7 protein-coding genes are annotated in these 13412 nt (G+C 69.5%); 3 read left to right on the top strand and 4 right to left on the bottom strand.

What is annotated here, in order from left to right; translation table 11 throughout:
• Positions 1–100: 100 nt before the first annotated feature.
• Positions 101–3385, bottom strand: coding sequence for an arabinosyltransferase domain-containing protein (locus AB0H54_RS14510; protein ID WP_357346594.1), 3285 nt, complete (start codon positions 3383–3385; stop codon positions 101–103).
• 511 nt (positions 3386–3896) lie between these two features.
• Between AB0H54_RS14510 and AB0H54_RS14505 the strand changes: the two genes are divergently transcribed.
• The 3 genes from AB0H54_RS14505 to AB0H54_RS14495 all read left to right on the top strand — a co-directional run bounded on the left by AB0H54_RS14505 (position 3897) and on the right by AB0H54_RS14495 (position 5930).
• Positions 3897–4544: a hypothetical protein gene (locus AB0H54_RS14505; RefSeq protein ID WP_355283661.1), complete on the top strand. Its 648-nt coding sequence runs from the start codon at positions 3897–3899 to the stop codon at positions 4542–4544.
• Positions 4545–4781: 237 nt separating this feature from the next.
• Positions 4782–5279 carry a peptidylprolyl isomerase gene (locus tag AB0H54_RS14500; RefSeq protein WP_357345795.1) on the top strand — a complete coding sequence of 166 codons (498 nt, stop codon included), beginning with the start codon at positions 4782–4784 and terminating at the stop codon, positions 5277–5279.
• 66 nt (positions 5280–5345) lie between these two features.
• Entirely contained in the window at positions 5346–5930 is a 585-nt protein-coding gene (locus AB0H54_RS14495; protein ID WP_357345793.1) for a TetR/AcrR family transcriptional regulator, read from the top strand.
• Here AB0H54_RS14495 and AB0H54_RS14490 read toward each other — a convergent pair whose 3' ends face one another.
• The 3 genes from AB0H54_RS14490 to pks13 all read right to left on the bottom strand — a co-directional run bounded on the left by AB0H54_RS14490 (position 5931) and on the right by pks13 (position 13329).
• On the bottom strand, positions 5931–6419 hold the full coding sequence (locus AB0H54_RS14490; protein ID WP_357345791.1) for a DUF420 domain-containing protein: 489 nt from the start codon (positions 6417–6419) through the stop codon (positions 5931–5933). It abuts the gene before it with no gap.
• A gap of 179 nt (positions 6420–6598) precedes the next feature.
• The gene (locus AB0H54_RS14485) at positions 6599–8143 is read right to left on the bottom strand and encodes an acyl-CoA carboxylase subunit beta (RefSeq protein WP_355283652.1); all 1545 of its coding nucleotides are present in this window, start codon (positions 8141–8143) and stop codon (positions 6599–6601) included.
• Positions 8140–13329 carry a polyketide synthase Pks13 gene (gene pks13 / locus AB0H54_RS14480; protein ID WP_357345789.1) on the bottom strand — a complete coding sequence of 1730 codons (5190 nt, stop codon included), beginning with the start codon at positions 13327–13329 and terminating at the stop codon, positions 8140–8142. The genes AB0H54_RS14485 and pks13 overlap by 4 nt, the downstream gene beginning before the upstream one ends.
• Positions 13330–13412 lie beyond the last annotated feature (83 nt).

Here is a 13412-nt window from a genome sequence, read left to right as displayed (position 1 = left end):
CCTCCCTTCCCCCCCCGCGTCGCCCCCCTCCCCCGCCCCCACCCCCCGCGGCCGCCCCCCCCCGGGGGGGGCCCCCCGCCTTCCTACTTTCCGGCGTCGGTCAGAACACGCGCAGCGGGCCCGGCGTCCACAGCCCGTCGCGGGTCTCGGTGCCCGTCGTCAGCTTCGCGGGCTCGGCCTTGAGGTACTGGTCGTAGCGCTCCAGCGAGCCCCAGTCCCGCGCCCAGTCGTCCTTCAGGTAGGTCGGGATGGTGACCCGGCCGGCCAGCATCTGCGAGAAGCCGAGCGGACCGCCGAACTCCTGGGCCTGCCAGGTGTCGGTCGAGGAGATCGCCAGCGGGCGGTCCGGCAGGATGCGGTAGTTCGGCACCTCGGCGACGCCGTTGCGGTGGGCGAACGGCCGCTGGCACGGGAACTGCAGGCCGACAGCCCAGTCCAGCAGCACCGGCTGGGTACGGCCGATGAAGGAGTCCAGCTTCTGCAGCTCGGGCACCCGCGGCGGGGTGAACGCCAGCCACTGGTCGCCGATCAGGATCGGGTCGTTGGCCAGGATGCGGACCGCGTTCGCCTCGGCGGGCAGGTCGGCCAGCGGGACGCGCAGGTTGCGCCAGGACGGGAACGGGCCGATATCGCGCGGCAGGTAGCTGCCCAGCGTGGCGACGCTGCCGTCCGGGTTCCGGGTGCCGTACTCGACGAGCAGCGACTGGCCGTACTTGTCGGCGCCGGTGTCGTCCTTGGAGGCGATGCGACCGGCCGCGGAGATCACGACCAGCGGCGAGTCGTCGGAGCGGGCGGGCAGCCCGTACCAGGACGACTCCAGGCGCGCCGGCTGCTGCACGCCCTCCTGGTAGGAGCCCAGGATCGGGGTCTGCGCCGGGTCGAGCCCGAAGGGCAGGGCCACGGTCGACCCGTTGACGCCGAGCGCGCCCTCGCCGCCGCCGGTGCCCGCGCTCTCGCCCTCGGCGAAGGCCGCGCCCACCGACTGGTTGCTGGTGTTGCCGGTACCCGGCTTCACCTCGACCGCGTCGGCGGACAGATCGCCCGGCACACCGTTGGGGGTGAAGCCGACCGAGCCGGTTCCGGCCAGCGGATCGTTCGGGTCGGTGAGTGGCGTGGCCGGATCGACGATCGGATCGAGCCTGCCGCCGTTCGGGTCGGCTTCGACGAGCACGTCGTTGGCCAGGCCGCAGGCGTTGCCGCCGAGCGCGTCGATGTTGGAGCGGGCCAGCGAGTACCCCGGGTACTGCTGGGTGGCGCCCTTGACCAGCGAGAGCACCTCGAACAGCACCATCAGGCCGACCACGACGGTGAGCGGGATGGCGGCGAACTTGCGGATCCGCCTGCCCCGCACGGTCTTCGCCGAGGGCTGCGGTTTCACATAGTCCTCGCGCAGCGCATACCAGCCGACCAGCGCCAGCGCCACGCCGAACAGGATCAGCATCACCGTGTTGGAGTTGATCCCGCGCAGCGAGATGGTCTTGTCGAACCACGGCACGCCGTAGCTGGACACGTACCAGTAGCCGTTGATGCCCGAGAACGACAGCGCGAGCACGAACAGCAATCCGGCCAGGAAGATCGCCCGGTTCTTGCGGGAGCGCAGCGCGCTCTGCGAGACGGCGACCGCCGTCACCGCCGCCAGCGAACCCGCGATGCCCGCGTAGGCGCCGAAGTGGTGGGTCCACTTCGTCGGGTTGAACATCATGAAGAAGATCGTGCCGAAGACGATCCCCATCAGCCGCCAGGTCGGACCGGACGCGATGCCGGGCACCTGGCGGCGGCGCAGCAGCACCAGCAGCGTGGTGAACAGGCACAGCAGCATCACCAGGAAGGCGAAGCGCCGGGCCAGCGAGCCGTCGACGGTCTCGACGAACATGTAGTAGTAGCGCAGGTAGTCCTCGTACCAGGCCAGGTTCGGGCCGGTGGCCTGGCGCACCCGGTTGGCCTCCTGGATACCGGCGAAGGTCTGATCGCCGTAGACCACGACCAGCACCAGCAGACCGGCCGACGCGATCGGGGCCAGCAGCGGCAAGGTGCCGAACTGCCGGTGCCTGCGCACGATGATCCGCACCAGCGGCCGGATGCCCGCCAGCAGCGCGGCCACACACATCAGGCCGGTCGGGGCGGCGGCCAGGGTGAAGGCCGCGATCAGCACCGCGATCCCGGCGGGCAGCAGCCTGCCGGTGGCGATGGCGCGCTCGATGGAGACCCAGGTGAGCAGCGCGCCCAGGGCGACGATCGGCTCCGAGCGCAGGCCGTTGTCGAACGGCAGCCAGAACGCCAGGAACACCAGGCCGCCGGTCCACAGCGCCACCTGCGAGCGCTTCACCGCGTTGCCGAGGCGGGGCACCACCTCGCGGCTGATGACCATCCAGCACAGGATGCCGCACAGCAGCGCGGGCAGGCGCACCCACGGGCTCGCCGTGGAGATCTCGGCGAAGACCTGGATGACGTAGTAGTACCAGCCGAACGGCGCCTCGGGCACGCCGTACCAGCGGAAGTAGTTGGCCATGTAGCCCGCGTCGGGGGCCACCCGGACCATCGACAGGATGTAGCCGTCGTCGGAGGTGTTGGCGCCGACGAAATGCCAGACCAGCAGCGTGCCGATGACCGCGCCGTCGGCCCAGGTCGGCTTCAGCCAGTTCTTCGGCAGGAACCGGCGGTGCCCGCGCCCGTCGCTGCCGTCGAGCCTGGCCAGCGCGCCGAGCGCCAGCAGCGTGCACAGCACGGCGGCGATGATCGCGACCAGCTTGAGCACCGACGGGCTGGAGGAGAAGCGCGAGTCGATCGTCGAGGTCAGCGACAGGCCCTGCGGGACAGCGCCCTTCAGATCGGAGAACACGCCGACGATCTGCGGCCGCAGGTCACCGGCGAGCTGGCCCTGCACCGGCACCTGGACGGTCTCGACCGCTCCGGGCTGACCGGGGATCGGCCGCTCGATCTCCTTGGTCATGCCCTCGAAGACCGCCGTCGTGCGGTTCTGGTCGGAGCTGATCACGATCGCGGAGCACTGGTCCATCGCCGCGCGGTCCGCCGAGGCGACCACCGCGTTGCGGTCGACCACGTCGACGGAGGTGTCGGAGACGCGGACGAACAGCGCCTCGAGCGCGGCCCGGTCGCCCTGCGGCGGCGCGGTGGCCAGCAGCATGCCGCCCTGCGCCGGCAGCGTCGCGACCGCCGAGCACGGGATGGTGGCGTTCAGGTCGATCGGCACCTGCGACATCAGCGGTGCCTGGATATTGCCGAGCTTGCCGTTCTGCGGCCAATTCAGCTGCGCGGTCGTCTGGGTGACCGGCAGGAATGGCGTCGCCACCGCGAAGAGGGCGCCGAGGATTCCGGCGACGAGCGCGATCCATCGCGCGATCGTGTAGTCCTTCGCGGACGCCACCGGTTCGGCGGGTGGCTTGGTGAGAACAGCTGTTGCGGCGTCTGGCACGGTTCGCCATGGTATCCGCACCAGGGTGGTTGTGAGGGGTCGCACGCCATGCCGTCGGACATGGAGCACGCTATGGTGTGAAGTTCAAGCGTTTCATTAAGCGTGCGACGTGCGCCGACTTCACCGAGCGCCGGGATCACGCCGCACGGCCGGAGGTTTCGGCATTATGCTAATCCGCTATCGATCCAGGTCCGGGCGGGATGATCGGCCGACGAGCGGGTGCGGCACAGGAGTTTTTCGATGCTACCAGTGTGCAGGGTGCATATTAGTACGAAAAGCAGTAACTGTTACAGACGGTTACAGTCCCGCATTTTAAGTCCGGAGCGATTTCCCGGAGGCCGAAACGCGAAGGTTCCCGAATGAAATGGTAGGCGCGAATAACGCGCTACAGAATTACGGCCTTCGTACTCTTGAACACGACATCTTCACATCCCGGAGATGTCGATTTCACCAAGGAGTACGCATGTTCCACAGCAACTTCTTCGCACGCACCGCAGTGGCGACAGCCGGGTGTGCGATCGCCGCGGCCTCGCTGGGCATCGGCCCCGCCGCGGCGCAGGCCTCGACGACCGTCAGCCCGGCGGGCGCCGCGGTCCAGGCCACCAACCAGGGTGTGGTCAAGGCCGTCGCGGGTGGCGTCACGATCACCTGCAACACCTCCACCGCGACCGGCGCGGTGCCCGCCGCGCCGGGGAACACCAACCCGAGCGGGCCGGTCACCGTGCCGATCAGCGCGCCCAGCTTCACCGGCTGCTCGACCAGCATGTGGGGTGTCAGCGCGACCGTGACGACGAGCGGCAGCTGGTCGATCACGGGCCAGAACGGCTCGCCGATCTCGGGGACGATCAACATCCCGACCGGCGGCATGGTGATCCAGACCAGCGGTCTGGCCTCCTGCAAGGTGGTCGTCGCGCCCACCGCCCCGGCCTCGCTGGCCGGCACCTGGACCAACGGCACCCCGTCCACGGTCCAGGCCACGAATTCCCCGGCACCCATCAAGGTGACCGGTGGTTTCGGCTGCCCGACCAGCGCGACAACGGGCACGGTGACCGGCGTCTACAAGGTCACCAACACCACCACCCCGGCGGTGCCGATCACGGTCGGCCCCTGACAATTCCGGGGTGAATTCGAATGACCGCGCGGTCACCTCGAATTCGGTGAATTGCCTGGGTATGCGATAAAAGAACCCGCGTGCGTCTCGCACTCGCACGCGGGTTCCATACACATCGTAGGCAATATTCGCGCCGGGTGCCGCCCACGGGCACCCGGCCGCGATTTTTCGGCAGCGGTCCGCGCCCGTGCGGACCCCGGTCTTCTCCCGACCCTTCCCGTCCCTAGACTCGACGGCATGACCAAGGTGAATCTCGAAACCAACTACGGACAGATCGTGCTCGAGTTGGACGACCAGGCCGCGCCGAACACGGTCGCCAACTTCGTGAACTATGTGAACGCCGGCCACTACAACGGCACCGTGTTCCACCGCGTCATCCCCGGTTTCATGGTGCAGGGCGGCGGCTTCGAGCCCGGCCTGAAGCAGAAGCCCACCCAGGCGCCGATCCAGAACGAGGCCACCAACGGCCTCAAGAACGACAAGTACACCGTCGCGATGGCCCGCACCAACGACCCGCACTCGGCCACCGCCCAGTTCTTCATCAACGTCTCCGACAACGCCTTCCTCAACCACACCGCCCCTCAGGGCCAGGGTTGGGGCTACGCCGTCTTCGGCAAGGTCGCCGAGGGCACCGAGGTCGTCGACAAGATCGCCGCCGTCTCCACCGGCAACGCGGGCCCCCACCAGGATGTCCCGGTCGACGACGTCGTCATCGAAAAGGCCACTGTCGCCTGACTTTCCCTGTCGGGCCGCCGGTGACAACGCCGGCGGCCCGATCCGGCCGGATTCTCAGGAGGCCCGGTGCCGAGGATTCGGGCCGCCACACTCGCCGAGCACCGCGAAGCGCAACGCCGTGCCCTGCTCGACGCCGCGCGCGCCATCCTGATGGCCGATCCGTCCCGGCCGCCGACGCTCACCGAAGTGGCCGCGCGCGCCGGACTCGCGCGTCCCAGCGTGTATCAATATTTCGCTTCGCGCGACCAGCTGCTGGCCGAGCTGCTGGCCGACACCTTCCCCCAGTGGGCCCGCCGGGTCTCGGCGGCGATGGCCGCCACCCCCGATCCGGCCGCGGCGGTCCTGGCCTACGTGCGGGCCAACCTCGACCTGGTCGCCGGTGGCGAGCACGCCCTGGCCCGGGTCCTCGCCGCGATCATCGACGACGACATCGCCGCCTACAGCCGGGAACTGCACGAGGGATTGCGCGCGCCGCTGATCACCGCGCTGCGCGCCCTCGGCACCGACGACCCCGCCACCGTCGCGGCCCTCATCGACGGCATCGTGCACGCCGCCTCCCGCCTGCTCGAAAGCGGCGCTGACCTCGAGCGGACCGCCACGGCGGCAACCGAATTGGTCGGGCCGTATCTGTCCGCGCTGCCGACTCGCTGATCAGACGGCGAAGGCCAGGACGTAGAACACCCAGCTGGTGACGGCGGTGAGCGTCATCCCGATCGCGGCGATCGGCGCCCAGCGGCGATGCGAGGCGCTGTGCGCGCCGGGCTCCGGCGGCGACCCGAAGGCGCGCACGGCCCGCACGATCACCACCGGCCACAGCGCCACCGAGAACACCGCGCACGCCAGGTGCACGATCAGTGCCGTCCACACCGCCGCCGACGCGCTCCCGCCGACGACCCCGGCCGCGCGATCCTGCCACCCGTTGAACCGGACGTCGATCTCGAACAGCACCACCGCGACCAGCAGCCCCGACCCGAGCAGGATCTGGGCCACCTTGTGCCAGCGGAACTTCCGCCGGCTCCTGACCGCGTACACACTCCACGCCAGCACCACCACGACCAACGCCATGACCAGCACCATCATGTCCATCGCCAGCGACGCCCGGGTACCGAGGAACCCGTCGACGCCCGGAAAACCACTCACCATCGAAGCCCAACTCTCGCTATCGAAATTTTCCCGACGCACCGTCGGGAAAACTCTTCGGAGCGGACTGTAGCAGGCCGGTGTGGGGCCTCCGGCGGAGCCCGAACACACCCCGCACACACGAACGGGCCGCCCGGGAGAAGACTCCGGGGCGGCCCGTTCGGGTGTCGGCGTGCCTGCTACAGCGGCAGGACGTGGTGCTTGCGCGGGTTGCGCTGGATCTTCTTGTCCTGGAGCAACTTCAGCGCCCGGCGGATCTCCAGGCGGGTGGTGGCCGGTTCGATGACCGCGTCGATGAAACCGCGTTCGGCGGCCACCCACGGGGTGGCGATATTGGCGTTGTAGAAGTCGATCAGGTTCTGGCGGATGGCGGCGCGCTGATCCTCGGGGGCGGCGGCGATCTGGGCCGCGCCGAGCAAGCTGACGGCGCCCTCGGCGCCCATGACCGCGAGGCGGGCGGTCGGCCAGGCCAGGTTGATGTCGGCGCCGAGCTGCTTGGAGCCCATCACCGCGTAGCCGCCGCCGTAGGACTTGCGGACCACCAGGGTGATCTTGGGGACCGAGGCCTCCACGTAGGAGAACAGGAAGCGGCCGCCGCGCTTGATCACGCCGACCTTCTCCTGCTCGACACCGGGCAGGAAGCCGGGGGTGTCGACGACGAAGATCAGCGGGATCTCGAACGCGTCGCACAGGCGCACGAAATGCGAGGCCTTGTCGGAGGCGCGCGCGTCCAGCGCGCCGGCCGAGGCCAGCGGCTGGTTGGCCACGACCCCGACGGTGTTGCCGTCGACGCGGGAGAACCCGGTGATGATGTTCTGGCCGGTCTCGGCGCTGATCTCCTTGAACTCACCGTCGTCGAAGATGCGCAGCAGGATGTCGTGCATGTCGTAGCCGGCGTTGTCCGAGTCCGGCATGAGCGTGTTCAGCTCGCGGTCGGTGTCGGTGATCTCCGGCTCGAGACCGGGATTGACCACCGGCGGCAGCTCCTGGCAGCTGCTCGGCATGTACCCCAGGTACTCGCGGACCCAGGCGAACGCCGCGTCCTCGTCCTTGGCGACGTGGTGGATGTTGCCGTACTCGGCCTGCGTGCGCGCGCCGCCGAGCTCCTCGAGGCTGACGTCCTCGCCGGTGACCTCTTTGATGATCTTCGGACCGGTGACGAACATGTGCGCCGACTCGGTCGCCACCACCACATCGGTGCAGATCGGCTCGTACACCGCGCCACCGGCGCAGTTGCCGAGGATCAGCGAGACCAGCGGCACCATGCCGGAGAGCGGCTCGAGATTGGTCGCCATCCAGGCGTACCAGGCCAGCGAACTGATCGCCTCCTGCACGCGCGCGCCGCCGGAATCGTTGATGCCGACCAGCGGAATGCCGACCTTGGACGCGTACTGCATGATGCCGCACAGCTTGCGGCCGAACGCCTCACCGACCGAACCGCCGTAGACGGTCTGGTCGTGCGAGAACACCGCCACCGGCCTGCCCTCGACCAGGCCGTGCCCGACGACGACACCGTCACCGTAGAGCGCGGTCGGGTCACCGGGCTTGCGGACCAGGGCACCGATCTCGACGAAGGTGCCCGGGTCCATCAGCATGTTGATGCGATCCCTGGCGCTGGGAATGCCCTTCCGCGCTCGCTTCTCGATCCCCTTCGCACCCGCGGGCTCCTTGGCGAGCTCGAGGCGCTGTTGTAGATCGACAAGCTTTTCCGCGGTAGTGCTCACTTCTCTCCCTTGGCGATCTTCGCCAGTTTGGCGGACAGATCCGCACCGATCTGGCCGATTCGCGGTTCGTCCACGATCTGGAGGTGATCGCCGGGGATGTTGACGATCTCCAGGTTCGGGATGTACTCGTCCCAGCCACCGTTCGGGCGACGATCCGCGTAGCGCGGCTCGAGCTCGATGGCACCGTCGTGGTAGCGATCGGCCAGGTAGAGCACGACGTCACCGTCGTACTGGCTCGGCTGTGCCTGCTGAAGCGCACGCTGCTCGATCCACGACGTCCGCTGGTGCTCGAGGACGCCGCCGGGGATCTTGGCACCGCTGAGCTTGACCAGATCCATGATCATCTTGATCTGGTCGTCATCGCTGGCCGCGGCCAGCTCTTCGAGCTGCTCCTGGTCCAGTTCGGCGGGGACGTTGTAGGTCTTCTTGGCGAAGGCCTGGTAGCGCTCGAGACGAGCCAGGCGCTCCGCCGGGCTGTTGTCCTCGGCTTCGACCGTGATGGCGAGGTCGATCAGGCCGACGTGGCGTACGTCGGCGCCTTCCGCGCGCAGCAACTGCGCCACCTGAAGTGCCAGCACGGCACCCAGCGACCAGCCGTAGAGCACGTACGGACCCTCGCCCTGAATCTTGCGCAGCTCGGGCAGGTACTGGCGCGCGCGCTCCTCGATGGAACCGTCGACCCGCTCGAATCCGTAGACCGGGGTATCGGCAGGCAGGCGCTTCATCAGCGGCTCGTAGACCAGCGTGTTGCCACCGGCCGGGTGGAACACGAAAACCGGGACAGCATCGGAACCTTCAGGGCGAACCCGCAGCGGGCGGATGAACCCGTCCACATCGGCACCGCTGTCCTGCAGGTTGCGGACGATGTCGGACAGCTGCTCGATGGTCTCGCAGTCGAGCACATCGTCGACAGTGACCTCGGCGCCCACCCGCTCGGTGAGACGGGCCGCCATCTTCTCGGCGACCTCCTCTTCGAGAATCGGGAGGGTGTTGAAGATGCCGCCAGGGGAAGCGCCCGTGACCAAGGCCCAGGTGGCATAGGTCAGCCGCTCGGCAGCGTCACGTGGCGGAACGTTGTCCTCGTCCCCGGCCGGGGCCGAGTAGTCGACGTCCGGCGTCACCGGCTCGGCGACCGGCGCCACCTCGGCGACCGGCGCGGCCGCTTCGGCCTCGGCCGGAACAGCTTCGGCGACACCACCTTCCGACGGCAGCTCCGCACCGGCGGCCTTCGCCGCGGCCAGCGGATCCCCGCCCGCCGCGATCGCCGCGCGCGCGGCCTCGACGAAGTTCGCGTCGACGCCGATCTCGACGTCCTCACCGGCGGCCTTGGCCGCGGCCTGCTTCTCCGCCATCGCCGCGACCTCGTCGCGGTGCTCGATCGCGTAGCGCAGCACCTTGGAGACCTCGTTGAGGCTGGCGTCGCGCACGGCCGAGACCTGCAGCTGCGGGATGTCGAACTCGTACTCGACGCGGTTCTTGATGCGCATCGCCATCAGCGAGTCCAGGCCCAGCTCCATCAGCGGGATCTCCATCGGGAGGTCCTCGACGGCGTAGCCCATCGACTCGGCGACGATCACGCACAGCCGCTGCTCGACGGTCTCGGTGCCGTTGGGGTCCCAGCGGTCGCTGGTCGCCACGGCCACCTCGGCCGCGGTCGGCGCGGCGACGGCCGCCGGAACGGTCTCGGCGACAACGGGTTCGGGCAGCGCGGCACCGGAGGTGACGACCGCGTCGAACAGCAGCGCGAAACCGGTGGCACCCTTGGCGTGCACCTGCACCGACGCGCCACCGAGGTGCGGGGTGAGGGTGGTGGTCAGGGTGCCGGTGGTCGGCAGCGCGGCGTGCGGGTGCGAGACCGACACGGCGACATCGGAGAGCACCTGCGCGGCAGCGGCTTTCACCAGCGCGGCCAGGTCGGTGACCGAGGCGGCCTGCACCTCCCAGGCGTGGCGGCCGTCGGGCATGGCGACGTGCGCGCCGGGCACCCTGGTGTTACCGCCACCCGAGGACATCGCGACCGCGGGCCAGTACTCCTTGCGCACGAACGCCGTCCGCGGCACATCGGCGTAATCGCCTTCGGGCAGCAGCGAACTCAGGTTCACCGCGTGACCGTGCACGTAGAGCTGGGCGAGCGCGCCGATGACACCGGCGGACTCGTCCTCCTTGCGCTTGAGCGTCGGGATGAGCTGCGCGTCGTGCACGCCCGCGGCGAAGGTGGTGCCGAGCACCTGCATCAGCGCGACGGAGTTGGGCGCCAGCTCCAGGAACGTGGTGTGCCCGGAGTCGACGGCGGCCTTGATCGCGTTGGTGAAGTACACCGCGTGGCGCATGTTCTTCACCCAGTAGGGCTCGTCGTGGATCGGCTCGGAACCGGGCTTGAAGAACAGGCCCTCGTGCACGGTCGAGAACAGGCCGGTCTTCAGCGAGGTCGGCTCGATGCCGGCCAGTTCGGCGGCCAGCTCGCCCAGCAGCGGGTCCATCTGCGAGGTGTGGCCCGCGCCGCGGGTGGGCAGGATGCGGGCGAACTTGCCCATGCCCTCCACCTCGGCGACGATCTGCTCGACCTGCTCGCGCGGCCCGCCGATGACGGTGTTGGTCGGCGCGGCGTACACCGCGCACTCCACGTCCGGGAAGCGCGGCAGCAGCTCGGCGACATCGTGGGCGCTGAGTTCGACCAGCGCCATATTGCGCACGTCGTCCTCGGTGATCATCTGCTCGCCCTCGCCCATCAGGCGCGAACGGGCGCAGATCACGCGCACCGCGTCTTCCAGGGTCAGGCCGCCCGCGATGTACGCGCCCGCCACCTCACCCATCGAATGACCGACCACCGCGGCGGGTTCGGCGCCGTGCGCGCGCAGCACCGCGGCCAGACCCAGCTGGGTGGTGAAGATGCCGACCTGGCAGGTGCCGACGTCGTAGTCCTGCTCGTCGTCGAGGAACATCTCGCGGATCGAGTAGCCCGCTTCGTCCTGGACCAGCTCGTCGACCTCGTCGACCGTCTTACGGAAGATCGAGTTCTCGGTGTAGAGCTGCTTGGACATCTTGCGGTGCTGCGCGCCGAAGCCGCACATCACCCAGACCGGCGGGGCGGCCGCCGGGGAATCGGCGGTGAACACACCGGCGCCGGGCTTGCCCTCGGCGATGGCGCGCAGGCCGGCGACGGCCTCCTCGTGCGTCTTGGCCAGCACCACACCGCGCGAGCGCTGGTGGCTGCGCTTGGCCAGCGCGCGGGCGACATCGGTCAGCGGGACGTCCTTACCCGGGCCCGCCAGCCAGTCGGCCAGCTCGGCCGCGGCGCGCTTGCGGCGCGAGGGCAGGTAGGCCGACACGGCCAGGATCACCGGCAGCGGTTCGGCGCGCTCGCCGTCCCACTCCACGACGACCGGCTGCTCCGGCTCGGCGGCGGCCGCGGTGATCGCGGTGGCCTCGGCGACCACATCGGTGGTCTCCTCGCCCTCGACCTGCTCGGCGGCGACCTGCTCGGCCGTCACGTCCTCGACGACCGGCGGCGACGGCACGTACTCCTGGAGCACGACGTGCGCGTTGGTGCCACCGAAGCCGAAGCCGGAGATACCGACGGTCGCGACGCCGCTGTAGCGCGGGTACTCGGTCGGCTCGTCGACGACCTTGAGGTTGGCCTGCTCGAACGGGATGTACGGGCTCGGGCCCGCGTAGTTGATGTTCGGCGGAATCACGTTGTGCTGGAACGACATCAGCACCTTGGCGAGGCTGGCCGCGCCCGCTCCGGATTCGAGGTGGCCGAAGTTGGTCTTGGCGGAGCCGAGCAGGGCGGGCTTGTCGGCGTCGCGGCCGCGGCCGACGATGCGGGCCAGCGCCTCGGCCTCGATCGGGTCACCGATCGGGGTGCCGGTGCCGTGCGCCTCGATGTAGTCGACGGTGGACGGGGCGATGCCCGCGTCGCGGTAGGCGGCGCGCAGGACGTCGGCCTGGGCCTCCGGGTTCGGGGCGAACAGGCCGTTGGAGCGGCCGTCGGAGTTCACCGCGGAACCCTTGATCACGCCGAGGATGCTGTCGCCGTCGCGCTCGGCGTCGACCAGGCGCTTGAGCACGACCAGGCCCGCGCCCTCGGAGCGGACCATGCCGTCGGCGTCGTTGGAGAACGCCTTGATGTGACCGTCCTTGGCGACCGCGCCGTTCTTCTCGAAACCGAGCGTGATGACGGGGGCCAGGATCATGTTCACGCCACCGGCCAGCGCCACGTCGGCCTCGCCGTCGCGCAGCGCGCGCACGGCCTGGTGGACCGCGACGATGGTCGAGGAGCAGGCGGTGTCGACGGTGACCGACGGGCCACGGAAGTCGAAGAAGTAGGAGACGCGGTTGGCGATGATGCCGGTCGACGCGCCGAGCAGGGCGTAGGCCTCCGCCGAGATCGGCAGGTTCGGGTCACGGTCGCCGAGGCCGAGCGAGGCGATCAGCTGGAAGTCGCTGCTCGACGAGCCGACGAAGACGCCGACCTTCTCGCCCTTGAGCTCGCTGGCCGGGATGCGCGCGTGCTCGAGCGCCTCCCAGGTGAGCTCCATCATCAGGCGCTGCTGCGGGTCGACGCGCTCCACCTCGACCGGCGACATGGCGAAGAACTCGGCGTCGAAGCCCTTGACCACGTCCTGGTCCAGGTAGCCGCCGAGGGTGTTGGACTCCGCGACGGTCTGCGCCACCCCGGCATCGCCGAGGAACTCCGACCAGCGGCCCTCCGGCAGCTCCCGGATCGCGTCACCGCGACCGATGATGAACTCCCAGGTCGACTCCGGGGTGCTGCCCGCGCCGGGGAGCCGGGTCGACAGGCCGACCACGGCGATGTCGTGCGTCTCGCCGGGCTGGTAGGCGGCGGCGTAGTCGTCCGCCTCGTCGGCGGGCAGCTCCGGCTCGCCGTTGACGATGACCTCGGCCAGCGAGGCGATCGTCGGATGCTGGTAGACCACCGTCGGGGTGAGGATGACGCCGGTCAGTTCCTCGATGTCACCACCGAGGGCGAGGGCATCGCGCGAAGCCAGCCCGAACTCCTCCATCGGCCGGTCGACGGTGATCGCGTCGATCGACTGCCCGGTCGCGTCGGCGACCCATTTGCGCAGCCATTCGCGCAGGTCGGCGACCGAGAGATCACCCGCCGGGGTGCTCTGCGCGGGGACTTCGGGGTTCTGGGTGGGCGTGCCCTCGTTGTCAGCCATCAATTCCTCAAGCTACCTGTCTGCGTACAGGGCGCGCCGTGGAATGACGCCCGACGTGCGCTCACGCCGGGCGTCGATCCGAT

Origin of the sequence: Nocardia sp. NPDC050718, from assembly GCF_040654235.1 — a bacterium.
Classification (GTDB): Bacteria; Actinomycetota; Actinomycetes; order Mycobacteriales; family Mycobacteriaceae; genus Nocardia.
Note: the sequence above shows the minus strand (reverse complement) of the source record. Positions and strands in the feature narration are given on the sequence as shown.

What these genes read in the sequence shown, in the direction of transcription:
- AB0H54_RS14505 (WP_355283661.1), top strand. Translation starts at nt 3,897, where the DNA reads ATGTTCCACAGCAACTTCTTCGCACGCACCGCAGTGGCGACAGCCGGG.
- AB0H54_RS14500 (WP_357345795.1), top strand. Translation starts at nt 4,782, where the DNA reads ATGACCAAGGTGAATCTCGAAACCAACTACGGACAGATCGTGCTCGAG.
- pks13 (WP_357345789.1), bottom strand. Translation starts at nt 13,329, where the DNA reads ATGGCTGACAACGAGGGCACGCCCACCCAGAACCCCGAAGTCCCCGCG.